Source organism: Polaromonas sp. YR568, assembly GCF_943369415.1.
Taxonomy (GTDB): Bacteria; Pseudomonadota; Gammaproteobacteria; order Burkholderiales; family Burkholderiaceae_C; genus Polaromonas.
Genome location: NZ_CALRNF020000030.1, coordinates 18,243 through 32,673, shown reverse-complemented (window position 1 = coordinate 32,673; position 14,431 = coordinate 18,243). Strand labels below are relative to the sequence as shown.

The window sequence follows — 14,431 nt, the reverse complement described above, 5'->3', positions numbered from 1 at the left end:
TCGGTATTGCATAGCGAATCGGGGGTAATTACCAATACGCAGGCCTGTCCCGGTAAGGCCAAATACCGACTTTCGGGTCAGGTGGCCTTACCAATTTGCAGACTGCAAAACAAGCTCCTGCCCAGCCCTTGAGCGCTCACAGGAGTTTGCATTGCTGCCTTCCGTGTCCGATCCCGTCCGTCCCCAAGCCACCCGCCCGGAGGCGGCCGCAGACGTGCTGTTGCGTCTGGAGGGCATTACCAAACGCTTCCCCGGCGTGCTTGCGCTGGACGATGTGAGCCTGGAGATCCGGCGCGGCGAAGTGCATGCGGTGTGCGGCGAGAACGGCGCGGGCAAATCCACCCTGATGAAGGTGATCAGCGGCCAGTACCAGCCCGACGCCGGCGCCTTGCACTACTGCGGTGAGGCTTGCCGGTTCCAGTCCACCGCCGAGTCCGAGGCCGCAGGCATTGCCATCATCCACCAGGAATTGAACCTGGTGCCCCACCTCTCGGTGGCTGAAAACATCTTTCTGGCGCGCGAGCCGCGAAAGGGCTGGCTGATCGACCGCACCGCGCTGCGCCGCAATGCCCAGCAATGCCTGACCCGGCTGGGCGTGAATATTTCGCCTGACGCCATGGTCAAGACCCTGTCGGTGGCGCAGCAGCAAATGGTGGAGATTGCCAAGGCACTCTCGCTCAACGCGCAGGTGCTGATCATGGACGAGCCGACTTCGTCGCTCACCGAGTCGGAAACCGAAAAACTGTTTGCCATCATCCACGAGCTCAAACATGCAGGCGTGGGCATCGTCTACATCTCGCACCGGCTCGACGAGCTGGCGCAAATCGTGGATCGTGTGACGGTGCTGCGCGATGGCCGCTATGTCAGCACCGACTGTTTTGCCGATACCAGCGTGGAGCGGATCGTAGCGAAGATGGTGGGTCGTTCGCTGGACGATGTGTTTCCCGCGCGCCGGTCCGTGCCCACCACCGAGGTGCTGTTGCGCGTGCAGGGCCTGACGCGCCAGGGGGTGTTTCACGACGTGAACTTCGAACTGCGCCGTGGCGAGATTCTGGGTTTCGCAGGGCTGATGGGCGCAGGCCGCACCGAAGTGGCGCGTGCCATCTTTGGTGCCGATGCCATCGACGCGGGCCAGGTGTTCCTCGGTGACCAGCTGCTGGCGATCAAATCGCCGCGCGACGCCGTGCGGCACGGTCTGGCCTACCTGTCGGAAGACCGCAAGCACGACGGCCTGGCGCTGAAGATGACGGTGGCACAGAACGTCACGCTGGCCCACATGGACGCGGTGTCGAACGCGGCAGGGATGATCCGGTTTGCGAAAGAGCAGGAGGCTGCGCGCCACTACATCGACGCGCTGGACATCCGCACGCCCGGTAGTGACCAGGTCGTGCGCCTGCTGTCGGGCGGCAACCAGCAAAAGCTGGTGATCGGCAAATGGCTGTTCCGCGAATCGCGCGTGCTCTTTTTTGACGAACCCACACGCGGCATTGACGTGGGTGCCAAGTACGCGATTTACCAGCTGCTGGACCGCCTGGCGAGCGAGGGCATCGGCGTGGTGATGATCAGCTCCGAACTCCCCGAAATCATGGGCATGACCGACCGCGTCGCGGTCTTTCATGAAGGCCGGCTGGTAACCGTGCGCAACACCCGCGAGACCAGCCAGGAGGACGTCATGCATTACGCCTCCGGCCGCAGCGTGCCGCCTGCTTTCTGACATTCCTTTTGAATTTTTCCGAATAGACCTATGACTGAACAACAAAAAGACCTGTTCCAGAAATTTGCGGCGCTGGCAAGTTTGCTCGGCCTGATCGTGATTTTTTCCTTCACCAGCAATGCGTTTTTCAGTGTGGGCAATGGCATGACCGTGGCCCTGCAGGTGACCTCGATTGCCTACCTGGGCATTGCCGCCACCTGCGTGATCATCACCGGGGGCATCGACCTGTCCGTGGGAGCCATTCTGGCGCTGGCCGGTGTGGTGGCCGCGATGCTGGTGAAGGCCGGCGTGCCTGTTCCACTCGGCATGTTGGGCGGAATTCTGGTGGGCGGCCTGTGCGGCCTCATCAACGGCCTTTGCGTCACGGTGCTCAAGCTGCCGCCCTTCATTGCCACGCTGGGCATGATGCTGGTGGCACGCGGCGTGGCGTTGCAGATCACCGATGCGCGCGCCATTGGCGGGCTGGGCGACAGCTTTGGCGAGCTGGGCAACGGCACCCTGTTCCGGATTGCCAAGGTGGGGGCTGACGGCTTTCCCGATGTCACCTTTGTCGGCATCCCTTATCCCGTGGTGCTGATGGTCGTGCTGGCCGTCGCGGTGTCCATTTTGCTGAACCGCGCGACGCTGGGGCGACACCTCTATGCCATCGGCTCGAACATGGAGGCCGCCCGGCTTTCGGGGGTGAACGTCAAAGGTGTGACCCTGTTTGCCTATGTGCTCTCGGGCTTGCTGGCCGGGCTGACCGGCTGTGTCCTGATGTCGCGCCTCGTGACGGCGCAGCCCAGCGAGGGCCTGATGTACGAGCTGGACGCAATTGCCGCCGCAGTGATCGGCGGCACGTCGCTCACCGGCGGTGTGGGCACCGTTTCGGGCACCGTGATCGGCGCGTTTGTGATCGGCATCCTGCGCAACGGCCTGAACATGGCCGGAGTCTCGGCTTTCACCCAACAAATTCTGATTGGCGTCGTCATCCTGCTTGCCGTATGGATTGACCAGATGCGCCATCGCAAGTGATCCCTACCGGCAGGGCTTACCGGGACTTCAAGAGACAACCTCCGTAAAGACTAACTCAAGAGGAATGAAATGAAAAAACTCGTCACCACCCTGATTGCCTCCACCCTGCTGGTCGCATCGTCGATGGCCGCAGCCGCCGACAAGGAAATTGCCGTGATCGTCAAGACCGCCAACTCCGACTTCTGGCAAAACGTCAGGAAGGGCTCCGAAAGCGCCATCGGAGGCCTCAAAGGCTACACCGCCACTTTCCAGGGGGGCGCATCCGACACAGACCTTGCGGGCCAGGTCGCGCTGGTCGAAAACGCCATCAACCGCAAAGTCGCCGGCATTGTGCTCGCCCCCTCGGACCCGGACGCCCTGACCCCCGCACTCAAAAAAGCGTGGGAAGCCAAAATCCCCGTCGTGCTGATCGACTCCGCCGCATCCGACGCCGCCAAGGCCTATTACCAGTCCTTCCTGGCGACCGACAACAAGACCGCCGGCGAGATGTCGGCCAAGACACTGATCGACAAGGTGGGCACCACCGGCAAGATCGCCATCATGTCTTACACCGCCGGTTCGGGCTCCGAAATCGCCCGCGTGGGTGGCTTCACCGACTACGTCAAGAAGCACTCCAAGCTGCAGATCGTGGGGCCTTTCTATTCCAACTCACAGATGGGTACCGCGCTGAACCAGACCACCGACGTGCTGGCGGCCAACCCTGACCTGAAGGGCATCTTTGGCGCCAACGAACCCACCGCGATCGGCATGGGCCGCGCGCTGGCACAAGCCGGCAAGGCCGGCAAGGTCGTGGCCATCGGCTTTGACGGCAACGCCGACCTGCAAGGCTTTGTGAAAGACGGCACCATCGAAGCGATCGCCGTGCAAAGCGCCTTCGAGATGGGCAGCCTGGGAGTGAAGACCGTGGCGGAAATCATCTCCGGCAAGAAGGTGCCGGCCTTCCGCGACACCGGCGTTTTGATGGTCACCAAAAAGAACATCGACAGCCCCGCCGCCAAGAACGTTCTCTACTAAGCCACTCCAACCCAAGGACACTTCCGGCACTGCCTGCCGGAGGCCGGGCATATGCACACCTCGGATCTGAAAACACTTCCCCGCGTGAACCTGCGGCTGACCGCCCTGGGCCTGGGCTGCTCGCAAATGGGCGGCCTGTACCGCGCCACCAGCGCACGCGAGGTGGAGGACGTCTTTGGCAGTGCCTGGGCAGCGGGCGTTCGCTACTTTGATACCGCGCCCTACTACGGCTACACACGCTCGGAACACCGGCTGGGTGCCCAGCTGGCAGAGCGGCCGCGCCACGAGTACGTGGTCAGCACCAAGGTCGGGCGCCTGCTGCGCCCCGATGCCGGCGTGGCGCCGGGTGACGGCGGCTGGGCCAATCCCTACCCCTTCCGGCCCGTTTACGACTACAGCTACAGCGGCGTGATGCGCTCCTTCGAAGACAGCCTGCAGCGTCTGGGCCTGGCCCACATCGACATCCTGTATGTGCACGACATCGGGCGCGACACCCATGGCGAGCAGCATGCGCACCATTGGCAGCAACTGACGACCGGCGGCGGCTTTCGAGCGCTGGACGAATTGCGCGGCAGCGGCGCCACCAGGGCAGTAGGCCTGGGTGTGAACGAATGGCGGGTGGTGATGGACGGCATGCAGGAATTCGACCTGGACTGCACCATGCTGGCCGGGCGGTACACCCTGCTTGAGCAGGACTGCCTGACGCCCTTGCTTGACCACTGCCGGCGCCGCGGCAACGCCATCGTGGCGGCCGGGCCATTCAATTCCGGCATCCTGGCCGGCAACACGAAATTCAACTACGCCGAAGCCCCGCCCGCAGTGGTGGCGCGCGTGAAGGCGCTGGCGCAAACCTGCGAGGAATTCAGCGTGCCACTGCAGGCGGCCGCGCTGCAGTTTCCGCTGGCGCACCCTGCCGTGGTGTGCTGCGTGACCGGGGCCGAAACCGCCGCGCAGCTGCAGCAGAACGTGGCCTGGCTGGCGCAGGACATTCCTCCCGCCCTGTGGCAGGCCCTGCGCGACCGTGGCTTGCTGAACCCGGCCGCACCCGTGCCCGCCTGAGACCACCATGCGTATCGATGCCCATCAGCATTTCTGGAAGCTGGCCGACCGCGTCGGGCACTGGCCGCCAGCCACGCTGGCCGCCATCCATCGCGACTTTGGCCCCGCCGATTTGCAGGCGGCGCTGGCCGCGGCCCGGATCACCGGCACCGTGCTGGTGCAATCGCTGCCCACCGTAGCAGACACGCATGACCTGCTCGATATTGCCGGGCACACGGACTTTGTGCTGGGCGTGGTGGGCTGGGTGGACCTGCTGGCCGATGACGCCCCGGCACAAATTGCAGAGCTCGCACGTCACCGCAAGCTCAAGGGCCTGCGTCCCATGCTGCAGGACCTGCCCGACACCGAATGGATTACCAACCCGGCGCTGGACCCGGCCTTGCGCGCCATGCAGGACCACGCGCTGGTGTTTGACGCGCTGGTGCTGCCCCGGCATCTGGGCGCGTTGCTGGCGCTGGCCGGGCGCCACCCGGCGTTGCCCATCGTGATTGACCACGCGGCCAAGCCCGACATTGCGCGTGGCCGGCTGGAACCCTGGCGCACCGAAATGAGCTCGCTTGCCGCCCTGCCCCAGGTCCACTGCAAGCTCTCCGGGCTGCTGACGGAGGCTGGCACCCAGCCCACTGCCCACGCACTCGGCCCGTATGTCGAGCACCTGCTCGACAGCTTTGGCCCACAGCGCCTGATATGGGGCAGCGATTGGCCGGTGCTGGAGCTCGCCGCCGACTACGCGGCCTGGTGGAGCATGGCCAACGCCATGTGCCAGGCCCACGCGGGCATGGACGCCGAAGGCATGGCCGCGATCTTCGGCGGCAATGCCCGTCGCCTGTACCAGCTTGACTGACGTGAACCTCGACCAACCCTGCCTGACCGAAGGATTTTTATGCTGACTGTTATTTGCGAAACCCCAGGCGTGCTGCGCGCCATCGAAGGGGACAGACCCGCCCGCGCCGACAACGAGGTGCTGCTGCGCATACGGCGTGTGGGCGTTTGCGGCACTGACCTGCACATCTTCACCGGCAACCAGCCCTACCTGGACTACCCGCGCGTGATGGGCCACGAGATTTCCGGCACGGTGGAAGCGGCCCCGCCCGGCAGCACGCTGCAGCCCGGGGCCGCCGTGTTTGTCATGCCCTACCTGTCGTGCGGCCGGTGCGTGGCTTGCCGCCAGGGTAAAACCAACTGCTGCGTGAACATCCAGGTACTGGGTGTTCACCGTGACGGCGCCTTCACCGAATACCTGGCCGTCCCGGCCCAATTTGTGCGCAAGGCAGAAGGCGTGACGCTGGACCAGGCCGCCATGGTGGAGTTTCTGGCGATCGGCGCCCACGCGGTGCGCCGCGCAGATGTGCAGCCCGGCCAGCGTGTGCTGGTGGTGGGCACCGGTCCCATCGGCATGGCAGCGCTGCTGTTTGCCGGCCTTCGCGGCGGCCAGGTGACGGCGCTGGACACACGGCCCGAGCGCGTCGCGTTTTGCCTGGAACACCTGGGGGCGCACGCCGGCGTGCTGATCGGGCCGAACGACCAGACGGAACTGGGCGCTCTGACGAACGGCGACTTTTATGATGTGGTTTTTGATGCCACCGGCAATGCGCGGGCCATGGAGCGCGGCTTCCAGTTCATCGCGCACGGCGGCAAGTATGTGATGGTGTCGGTGGTACGTGACAGCATCACGTTCTCCGACCCCGAGTTTCACAAGCGCGAGGCCACCTTGCTGGGCAGCCGAAATGCAACCATGGAGGACTTTGAAACCGTTCTCGACGCGATGCGCGCGGGGAAGGTTCCGACCGCCGCACTCAACACCCACCGCATGCCGCTGGCCGAGGTGCCCACAGGCTTTGCCAGGCTGCTCGACCCGACACAGGGCGTTGTCAAGGCGCTGATTGAATGCTGAGCGCGAGGCACATGTGAGCACCCCGATTCTGCAGTTTGGCACCGGGCGTTTTTTGCAGGCGCATGTGGACCTGTTTGTGTCCCAGGCGCTGGCCCAAGGCCAGGCGCTGGGCGCCATCACGGTGGTGCAAAGCACAAACAGTGCGCAAAGCAGCGCGCGCGCTGCGGCACTTGCCCAGGGCTACCGCGTGGAGCTGCGCGGCATGCAGCGCGGGCAGCCCGTCGAAGAGACGGTACGGGCGAACGCCGTGCGCACCGTCTGGCATGCCGACCGCGACTGGGCGCTGATGCGCGAAGCCATGGCCGGACCGGTGCAGGTCATCGTCTCCAACACCGCAGACGCGGGCTATGCGCGGGATGACAGCGACTCGGCGCACCTGCTGCGTACAACCGCCAGCACACCCCGCAGCTACCCGGCCAAGCTGGTGGCGCTCTTGCATCACCGCTGGCAGGCGCAGCCCGAGGCGCCGCTCACACTCTACCCGTGCGAGCTGGTGAGCCGCAACGGCGACACCCTGCGCACGCTGGTCACAGCACTGGCCCGGGAATGGGGCGCTACGCCTGCCTTTCTGCGCTATGTGCAGGCGCATTGCGTGTGGGTCAACTCGCTCGTCGACCGCATTGTGTCTTCTCCGCTTGAGCCCGCCGGTGCGGTGGCGGAACCCTATGCGCTGTGGGCCATCGAACGCACGCCCCGCATGGTCCTGCCCTGCACCCATGCCGCCATGGTGGTCACCGACGCGCTCGCGGGCTTCGAGCAACGCAAGCTCTGGCTGTTGAATCTGGGGCACACGGTGCTTGCCGAACTCTGGCAGACACTGCAGGGGCCGGCTGACATGACGGTGGTGCAAGCCATGCGCACCCCGGCGATGCGCACGCCGCTGGAAGCCGTGTGGATCGACGAGGTCCTTCCGGTGTTTGAAAAAGAAGGGACGGGCCCTGAGGCCCGGATCTACCTGGAGGAATTGCGGGACCGGCTGCTGAACCCTTTTCTTGAGCACCGCCTGGCCGACATCGCCAAGGACCATGCCCAGAAAAAATTGCGCCGCCTGGCGCCGGTCGTCGACCGCGCCCGGGAATCCGGGCTTGCCATCGCCCAGACACAGCTCAAGCGGGCTTTGGGTTCTTCGACGACCGCTTGAGCCACAAGGAAGTGGACCTGGTGGACCTGACTGCCTGATTGACCGGGCTGGTGGGTTCGCGTCACGTTGACAGGCGTAACAGGCGCCCGCCATTCCCGGTCATGAACGTCGCCACCGGTTCGCCATACAACGAAACCCGCCGGGTGGACCATTTCCCCCACGGGAGATTTATCCGTTTGACTTTAAACCGTTCGAAACCTTTGCCATCCGCGTCACCAGTACCCGCCAGACCAAAGGACATGGCTTCCTGATATGAGTGCTCCCCAAACCAGGAAACCTGGGGACTGCGACGCGCGGCATTTCATGCCGCGCAAATCCGTCACTCGACAGTGACGGATTTAGCCAGGTTGCGGAGAGAGGTTTGTGTGGCCGCATAACTTCGCTTCGCGAAGTGGGCGTCCCCCAAGCCTCGCGCCACAGCCGTGTGATACGCCAGCAGCTGCAGCGGCACCACGTGCAGCAGCGGGCTGAGTACGCCGTAGTGTTCGGACATACGGATCACGTGCAGGCCTTCGCTGCTTTCGATGTGGCTGTCGGCGTCTGCCAGCACGTAGAGGACGCCGCCGCGGGCTCGGCTTGAAGCCCCTGGCTAGATCTTCGACTGCAGGCGCCCTTCTACAAGCAATGCGTGAATCGCTTCACTCTGCAATTTGTCGCGGATTTTCTTGAGCGGCTCCCTGTCCGGCAGGTTTGCCATCCACCCTTTGAAGCCTGCAAACGTTTTGGGATCGATGGTTTTCATCAGGGTCATGGAGCCATCGACTCCTACAACCACCTGTTCAAATACCGGTGCGCTCAATAAGTGCTTGGCCCTTTTTGCCTGCACGGGGTACAAGTCGCCATCGATTCCTGAAATCGAGAATGCATCGCCAAACCGTTCAAACGCTTCCTGGCGCAACAGGTCCACAGCGAAAGAATCCCTGTTTTTCGCGGACTCTTTTTGTTCCTCGTCCCGCTCGAATGTGGGATCGGCTTCCTGCAAAACCTCCAGCATGGTGGTTTTATCCTTGACGAGTTCGGCGAATTTCATTTTCTTGTCGACGTTGTAGAGCAGGTCAACGTCGTTGGTGGCCATGGTTGGCTCATCAAACACCACGCCTGCTGCCGCCTCATAGGCGTACATCGCGTAGGTGCCGATCACCAGGTAGTACGCCATGAGCTGCCTTTGCCACAACACATCCAGGATCTTCACGGCGATGGTGGGGACTCGGCCCATACCGCGGGCTACGTTCAAGCCTGTTGCGATGCGCACCGCCTGCTCCGACCGATCAAGCAACTCGCGTTGGTTAGCAGCACCCAGGTCAAATTTTTCTTTTATCCCGCTCAACACGTCGTTTCTGGGACCCAGGTCCTTGATCAATTCCCCGCTTTGCCCGTACTTATGCAGACGAGAGACGCCGCTAGTTTCGACCCACTCCAGCCGGAAATTCCTGCCTGCCGTCGCGGCCTTGGCATCTCGAAGCTGGAGATAGGACGTGGTGGCATCCCGGATATGTTCAAGCGTGGATTCGTCCATGTCGGTGTACGGCATCACATCTCCTTGAAGTTGTCTGTGCGACGCGCGATGGTGCTCACCGCTTCGCTGCATGTTGCCGGGTCCATCTTCGGTTCGACGAGGTACGCGGTGATCATGGATTCGACCAGTTTTGCCGAAATGTGCGCTGCAAAAGACGTCCCCGAGGCTTGCGTATTTGCATGGTCGATCGCCGTGTTGAGTGCCGCAAAAAACAGCGGATCGACGGTGGACATGGTCGCCATCTTGCCGGTCTTGCCGATGACGACTTGTTCGAATCGGGGGGATTTTTCCAGAATGGGAATCAGGTAAGGAGCCAGCGCTAACCAGTAGCCGTCACTCGCCGGGCGTGAAGGCACATCCTCCGCCCATTTCAACTCAAGTGCCAGCCACGTGTGTTGGCCCGTACCTACGGGGTCGATTTGTACATCCGCTTCTGCGCCCTTGCGGAGTTGTGCGATAACTTTGGCTGAACTTGTATCGCCTTTCTCCAGCATCAGGACGAGGTGGGTCCTGGCGTCAGTGAGCACATCGTTCATGCCTTCTGCAATTGCGCTTTCCAGTTGAACGCCGGAAATTTGACTGTAGGCGTAAAGCGCGGGCGCACCCAACACCACGCATTGGCGGGAAAGTCCGGCGTCTTCCAATGCGCCAAGGGCATTGATCACAGGTGTGGGAACCGACCCGGCGCGCACAGCTTTGTTCATTCGCTGGCATGTCAGTACCGATTGCTTGAGTGCCCGTGCGCGCTCCGAGAGTTTTGATTTTCTCTGGGCGAAGGCCGTGTACTGCGCCTCTGTCTGCGCGTTACGCGGCCCCAGATAAGAAAACTTGCCCTTTACCTTCCGCGCCAGATATTCGTAGGCACCCGCCTGTTTCCAGAGCATGCTGCCTTCAACTTCCTTCAATTCATCCAGCAAGCGCATGTACTGCCGGTATACACGCACTGAATCCACGACCTGCTTGGCTGCGGCTGCCGGAATGCGCGGAATTTTCATAATTGCACCAAATTTTTCATTTACATATTATTGGTGCAAACTGTTTAATTTCAATGACTTATATTGATTCAAAAATCAAAAAGTCTTTTTTACACCAATTTTCTTGAATTTAATAAATTGGTGCAAATACCTAAAGACCCTCAAGTTCTGCAGGGTGCCGGCGCGCACCGGGGACCGTCATTCGACGGTCACAGACTTGGCAAGATTACGAGGGCGTGTGGTGACCACATCACATCACCTCGCAATATGAGTTCCCCGCCCAAATCAATAAGCCTGGCGGCTTCGCCGAGGCAGCATTGTGTTCCGCGGGAATAAGGTCTGTCGGGCTTTGCAACAGACGCATTCATGTCCTGTGCCGGTACCCGTTGCGCCACGACTTATGGAAGCACGTCTGCGAAAGGCCCGAAAAACCGGGCTCAATCCAGCGCCGCGCTCGAACCGTACAAGGGGGCCACACCGGCGTAAAGCGACGCAAAACGCGCCGCGCGCTCTTTCCATCGTGCTTGCTCGGCGGGCCGGGGCACGTAGCTGTCCAATGCCGCGGGCGCCTTGAGGACATCCTGCGCGCCGGCCTTGTCCACACAAAGCCAGGCCAGCCGGGCCGCGCCCAGGGCGGGACCCACGGCGGAATCCTCGCGCCGGATCACTTCCAGCCCCGTGGCGTCGGCCAGCATCCGGGCCCAGTAGGCGCTGCGCGAGCCGCCGCCGATCAGGCTGACCTGCTCAAGCCCGGCGCCGGTGGCCTGCAAGGCCGCGATGCCTTGGGCCAGCCCATGGCACACGCCTTCCAGGGTGGCATTGACCAGGTCGGCGCGTGAGGTGCCGGCATTCAGGCCGAAGAACACGGCCTGGGCCTGCGGGTTGTTGTGCGGCGTGCGCTCCCCGTTCAGGTAGGGCAGGAACAGCGGCGTGGACGGTCTCAAGCCGCGCGCCTCGGCCTCGGCCAGCAGCCGTTCCACGTCGCGCTCGCCGAGCAGGGAGGCGGTGAAATCCAGGCACGAAGCCGCCGACAGCATGACCGACATCAGGTGCCAGGCCTGCGGCAAGGCATGGCAGAAGCTGTGCACGGCTTGCGCGGGATTGGAGACGAATTCACGCGTGGCGACGAAGACCACGCCCGAAGTGCCCAGCGACAGCATGGCGTCGCCGGCGCGGAACACACCGGCGCCGAGCGCGCCGGCGGCGTTGTCGCTCGCACCGGCGGCCACCGGGATGGAGCGCAAGCCCCAGCGCTGCGCAATATCCGCACGCAGGCTGCCCGTCGGCTCCGGCCCTTCGTGCAGTGACGGCATGTGCTCGCGCGACAGACCGCAGGCGGCCAGCAGCTCGTCGCTCCAGTCGCGCCTGGCAACGTCAAGCCACAGCGTGCCGGCCGCATCCGACATGTCGGTGGCGTATTCGCCGGTCATGCGCCAGCGCAGCCAGTCCTTGGGCAACAGCACATGGCGCACGCGCTCGAACACCGCCGGCTCATGGCGCGCCACCCACAAGAGCTTGGGCGCCGTGAAGCCGGGCATCATCATATTGCCGGTGATCTGCCGCGACCGGGGCACCTCGCTTTCCAGCAACTCGCATTCCGCGGCGGAGCGCCCGTCGTTCCAGAGCATGCAGGGGCGCAGGACCTGGTCCTGCGCATCGAGCAGGGTGGCACCGTGCATCTGGCCGGTCAGGCCGATGCACTCCAGATCGCCAGGGCTATGCCCCGCCGCCGCCAATCCGGCCAGCGCTTCCCGGACGGCGCCATCACAAGCGCGCCACCAGGCATCGGGATCCTGCTCGCGCCACAGCGGCTGCGGCTGGTCGACCGCCAGCGGCGCCGTGCCGACGGCCAACACCTGGTGTCGGCGGTCCAGCACGACGGCCTTGACGCTGGAAGTCCCGAGATCGATGCCGAGGAACATGCGTCAGCGCATCGGCGTCCACTTGGCCTGGCTGCCGGCGGACTCCACCACTTTTTCGATGAAGCGCACGCCGCGCGCGCCATCGGCCAGGCGCGGATAGTCGGCATCCAGCGGATCCGGCGCCACGCCGGCCTGCAGCGCGCGGATGTCCGCGGCCACGCCGAGATAGACGTTCGCGAAGGCTTCGAGGAAGGCCTCGGGATGGCCGGTCGGCAGGCGTGTGGCGCGGCGCGCGGCCTCGCCCAGCCAGGGAGAGCCGCGGGTCAGCACGCGCGCGGGCCCGTCGATGGGCGAGTGAATGAGCCGGTTCGGCTCTTCCTGGTGCCAGGTCAGCGTGCCTTGCGTGCCGAACACCCTAAGGCGCAGGTCGTTTTCGCACCCCACCTCGATCTGCGAGGCGATAAGCACACCCCTGGCGCCGTTGCTGAAGCGCAGCAGCGCATTGCCGTCGTCGTCCAGCCGGCGCCCGGGCACAAAGGCGGTCAGGTCCGCGCAGAGGCTGTCCAGTTCCAGCCCGGTGACGGTCGCCACCAGGTTCTCGGCGTGCGAGCCGATGTCGCCGATGGCGCCGGCCAGGCCGCTGCGCGCGGGGTCGGTGCGCCAGTCGGCCTGCTTCTGCCCCGTCGCTTCCAGCCTGGTGGCAAGCCAGCCCTGGTTGTATTCGACGATGACCTTGCGCACTTCGCCGATCACGCCTTTGGCCACCAGCTCGCGGGCTTCACGCACCATGGGATAGCCGGTGTAGTTGTAGGTCACCCCGAAGACGCAGCCGCTGCGCTGCACGGCACGCTCCAGCGCCTGGGCCTCTTCGCTGCTGTGCACCAGCGGCTTGTCGCAGACCACGTGGATGCCCGCCTCGGCGAAGGCCAGCGCCACCGGGAAGTGCACATGGTTGGGCGTGACGATGGAGACGAAGTCGATACGGTCCTGCGCCGGCCGCTTGAGCTCGTCGGCCAGCAGGTCCTGCCAGCGGCCGTGGTTGCGCTCCGGGCGCAGGCCGAGTTCCCGGCCTGAGGTGCGCGCGCGCTCGGCGTCGGACGACAGCGCGCCAGCCACCAGCTCCATCTGCCCATCCAGCGCCATGGCCTTGCGGTGCACGGCGCCGATGAAAGCGCCCTGCCCGCCGCCCACCATGGCATAACGCAGCTTTTTCATGACCCGGCCATCCCGCCCTGCCTGGCCTTGTCGAAGACCGCGTCGAAGGCGCCGGCCGCCGGCTTGAAGTCCAGGCGTCTGGAATAGGCGGCGCTTTCGGTGGCGCCGTGCACCCGGTCCATGCGGCTGTCCTCCCATTCCACGCTCAGCGGGCCGGCATAGCCGATGTCGTTCAGGGCCACGATGATGGACTCGAAGTCGATCATGCCGCGGCCCACGCTGCGGAAGTCCCAATGGCGGCGCGCGTCGCCGAAGCTGGTGTGGCCGCCGAACACGCCCACGGTGCCGTCGCCTTTGCCCCACCACACATCTTTCATGTGCACGTGGTAGATGCGGTCATGGAAGGTGCGCAGGAACTTCACGTAATCCACCCCCTGGTAGCCCAGGTGGCTGGGATCGAAATTAAAGCCGAAGCGCTTGTGCCCCGCCACGGCTTCGACGGCGCGCTGCGCCGAGGCGGTGTCGAAAGCGATCTCGGTGGGGTGGACTTCCAGGGCGAAGTTCACGCCCACGGATTCGAAGGCGTCCAGGATGGGTTTCCAGCGTTGCGCGAAGTCGCGAAAGCCTTGCTCCCAGTATTCCTGCGAGGTCGGCGGGAAGGCATACAGCGAATGCCAGACCGACGAGCCCGTGAAGCCGGTGACGACTTTCACACCAAGCCTGGCGGCCGCAAGGGCGGTGTCCTGCATCTCGCGCGCGGCGCGCTTGCGCACGCCTTCCGGATCGCCGTCGCCCCAGACATGCGCGGGCAGGATGGCCTTGTGACGCTCATCGATCAGGTCGCACACCGCCTGGCCCACCAGGTGGCTGCCGATGGCGAAACAGCGCAGGCCGTGCTTCTCCAGCAGCGCGCGCTTGTCCTGCGCGTAGCGTTCGCTCGCCAGCGCTTCCTGCACGTTGAAATGGTCGCCCCAGCAGGCCAGCTCGAGCCCGTCATAGCCCATGCCGCGCGCCAGGGGTGCGAGTTCGGCCAGCGGCAGGTCGGCCCACTGTCCGGTAAAAAGTGTGACGGGTCTGGCCATGGCTGC

Annotated in this window: 12 protein-coding genes and 1 pseudogene; 7 read left to right on the top strand and 6 right to left on the bottom strand. The window is 64.1% G+C overall.

Annotation, left to right across the window (positions count from 1 at the left end):
* Positions 1-163 precede the first annotated feature (163 nt).
* The 7 genes from ACLV74_RS18205 (at position 164) to ACLV74_RS18175 (ending at position 7,836) form a co-directional block, all read left to right on the top strand.
* Complete coding sequence (locus ACLV74_RS18205) at positions 164-1,714, top strand: sugar ABC transporter ATP-binding protein (protein ID WP_411880817.1); 1,551 nt, start codon at positions 164-166, stop codon at positions 1,712-1,714.
* A 30-nt stretch (positions 1,715-1,744) separates the two neighbouring features.
* Positions 1,745-2,728, top strand: a complete 984-nt coding sequence (locus ACLV74_RS18200; RefSeq protein ID WP_411880816.1) for an ABC transporter permease — start codon at positions 1,745-1,747, stop codon at positions 2,726-2,728.
* Between the two features lie 69 nt (positions 2,729-2,797).
* A complete protein-coding gene (locus tag ACLV74_RS18195; RefSeq protein ID WP_411880815.1) occupies positions 2,798-3,742 on the top strand; it encodes an ABC transporter substrate-binding protein in 945 nt (314 codons plus the stop codon).
* Positions 3,743-3,793: 51 nt separating this feature from the next.
* Positions 3,794-4,801, top strand: a complete 1,008-nt coding sequence (locus ACLV74_RS18190) for an aldo/keto reductase (protein WP_411880814.1) — start codon at positions 3,794-3,796, stop codon at positions 4,799-4,801.
* A 7-nt stretch (positions 4,802-4,808) separates the two neighbouring features.
* Entirely contained in the window at positions 4,809-5,645 is an 837-nt protein-coding gene (locus tag ACLV74_RS18185) for an amidohydrolase family protein (protein WP_411880813.1), read from the top strand.
* A 39-nt stretch (positions 5,646-5,684) separates the two neighbouring features.
* Positions 5,685-6,695: a zinc-binding alcohol dehydrogenase family protein gene (locus tag ACLV74_RS18180; protein ID WP_411880812.1), complete on the top strand. Its 1,011-nt coding sequence runs from the start codon at positions 5,685-5,687 to the stop codon at positions 6,693-6,695.
* Positions 6,696-6,708: 13 nt separating this feature from the next.
* On the top strand, positions 6,709-7,836 hold the full coding sequence (locus ACLV74_RS18175) for a mannitol dehydrogenase family protein (RefSeq protein ID WP_411880811.1): 1,128 nt from the start codon (positions 6,709-6,711) through the stop codon (positions 7,834-7,836).
* Positions 7,837-8,155: 319 nt separating this feature from the next.
* Here ACLV74_RS18175 and ACLV74_RS18170 read toward each other — a convergent pair.
* The 6 genes and pseudogenes from ACLV74_RS18170 to ACLV74_RS18145 all read right to left on the bottom strand — a co-directional run.
* Positions 8,156-8,410 (bottom strand): annotated as a pseudogene (locus ACLV74_RS18170) (hypothetical protein); the annotation flags it as partial.
* A 15-nt stretch (positions 8,411-8,425) separates the two neighbouring features.
* The gene (locus ACLV74_RS18165; RefSeq protein WP_411880810.1) at positions 8,426-9,367 is read right to left on the bottom strand and encodes a GSU2403 family nucleotidyltransferase fold protein; all 942 of its coding nucleotides are present in this window, start codon (positions 9,365-9,367) and stop codon (positions 8,426-8,428) included.
* Complete coding sequence (locus ACLV74_RS18160) at positions 9,367-10,347, bottom strand: GSU2403 family nucleotidyltransferase fold protein (RefSeq protein WP_411880809.1); 981 nt, start codon at positions 10,345-10,347, stop codon at positions 9,367-9,369. The genes ACLV74_RS18165 and ACLV74_RS18160 overlap by 1 nt, the downstream gene beginning before the upstream one ends.
* Positions 10,348-10,763: 416 nt before the next feature.
* Positions 10,764-12,248 (bottom strand): xylulokinase, encoded by a 1,485-nt coding sequence (xylB, locus tag ACLV74_RS18155; RefSeq protein WP_411880808.1) that lies wholly within the window; start codon positions 12,246-12,248, stop codon positions 10,764-10,766.
* Between the two features lie 3 nt (positions 12,249-12,251).
* A complete protein-coding gene (locus ACLV74_RS18150) occupies positions 12,252-13,403 on the bottom strand; it encodes a Gfo/Idh/MocA family protein (protein ID WP_411880807.1) in 1,152 nt (383 codons plus the stop codon).
* Positions 13,400-14,425 (bottom strand): sugar phosphate isomerase/epimerase family protein, encoded by a 1,026-nt coding sequence (locus ACLV74_RS18145; RefSeq protein WP_411880806.1) that lies wholly within the window; start codon positions 14,423-14,425, stop codon positions 13,400-13,402. The genes ACLV74_RS18150 and ACLV74_RS18145 overlap by 4 nt, the downstream gene beginning before the upstream one ends.
* Positions 14,426-14,431: the final 6 nt, after the last annotated feature.

Excerpts from the sequence above, each read along its gene's own strand:
- ACLV74_RS18185 (WP_411880813.1), top strand. The coding sequence starts at position 4,809 with ATGCGTATCGATGCCCATCAGCATTTCTGGAAGCTGGCCGACCGCGTC.
- ACLV74_RS18160 (WP_411880809.1), bottom strand. The coding sequence starts at position 10,347 with ATGAAAATTCCGCGCATTCCGGCAGCCGCAGCCAAGCAGGTCGTGGAT.
- ACLV74_RS18180 (WP_411880812.1), top strand. The coding sequence starts at position 5,685 with ATGCTGACTGTTATTTGCGAAACCCCAGGCGTGCTGCGCGCCATCGAA.
- ACLV74_RS18145 (WP_411880806.1), bottom strand. The coding sequence starts at position 14,425 with ATGGCCAGACCCGTCACACTTTTTACCGGACAGTGGGCCGACCTGCCG.
- ACLV74_RS18190 (WP_411880814.1), top strand. The coding sequence starts at position 3,794 with ATGCACACCTCGGATCTGAAAACACTTCCCCGCGTGAACCTGCGGCTG.
- ACLV74_RS18165 (WP_411880810.1), bottom strand. The coding sequence starts at position 9,367 with ATGCCGTACACCGACATGGACGAATCCACGCTTGAACATATCCGGGAT.
- ACLV74_RS18195 (WP_411880815.1), top strand. The coding sequence starts at position 2,798 with ATGAAAAAACTCGTCACCACCCTGATTGCCTCCACCCTGCTGGTCGCA.
- xylB (WP_411880808.1), bottom strand. The coding sequence starts at position 12,248 with ATGTTCCTCGGCATCGATCTCGGGACTTCCAGCGTCAAGGCCGTCGTG.
- ACLV74_RS18150 (WP_411880807.1), bottom strand. The coding sequence starts at position 13,403 with ATGAAAAAGCTGCGTTATGCCATGGTGGGCGGCGGGCAGGGCGCTTTC.
- ACLV74_RS18200 (WP_411880816.1), top strand. The coding sequence starts at position 1,745 with ATGACTGAACAACAAAAAGACCTGTTCCAGAAATTTGCGGCGCTGGCA.